The sequence below is a fragment of the Vibrio sp. 704 genome (genome assembly GCF_033339295.1).
In genome coordinates, this window is record NZ_JAWOUH010000350.1 from 1 (window position 1) to 766 (window position 766).

Annotated in this window: 1 protein-coding gene; it reads right to left on the reverse strand. The window is 50.7% G+C overall.

All coding sequences use genetic code 11. The features are described from left to right. A partial coding sequence (locus R7R24_RS26405; RefSeq protein WP_318120076.1) for an aldehyde dehydrogenase family protein occupies nucleotides 1-766 on the reverse strand: 766 nt, incomplete at both ends.

The window sequence follows — 766 nt, forward strand, 5'->3', positions numbered from 1 at the left end:
GTTTCCGCGATAAACGGTACTGGCTTCGCGGTACGCTCTGCCAACGTTACGTTGATGCGCTGTGCCGTTGCCGTAGAGCCCGTAAATGCGACACCTGCGATGGCGTCGTGAGAGGTTAGTGCATGACCAATCTCACCACCGCGACCAGGAAGTAATTGAATTACGCCAGCTGGGAAGCCAGCTTCCAGCATCAAATCAATCGCGCGAGCAGCAATCAAGCTGGTTTGTTCAGCCGGTTTAGCAACCACTGTGTTACCCGCAACAAGCGCCGCGGTTACTTGACCAAGGAAAATCGCCAGAGGGAAGTTCCAAGGGCTAATACAAACGAACACACCGAGACCTTCACGGCTAGAAATGCGTTTCACACCATCGAAACCTTCCAGTTCAAATGGTTGTAGGTTTTGCGCTTGTTTTGCGTAGTAACGACAGAAATCAACCGCTTCACGAACTTCATCAATGCTGTCGTGAATGGTTTTACCCGCTTCTTGATGACAAATCGCCACCAACTCCGCCAAGTTTGCTTCCATCAGGTCAGCAAGTGTTTCTAAACACTTCGCTTTTTGCTCAATCGCAGTGCCTTTCCATTCTGGGAATGCCGCTTGCGCCGCTTCAATCGCAGCGGAAACATGATCAAGAGTTGCAAAAGCGACTTGACCCACTTCAACACGACGATCGTAAGGCGCGGTAATGATCTCAGCGAGGTTTTCCTTGATCATGCTTTCGGCAAAACGTTCACCGTTGATCACAGGGCCCGCAATCCACTTAT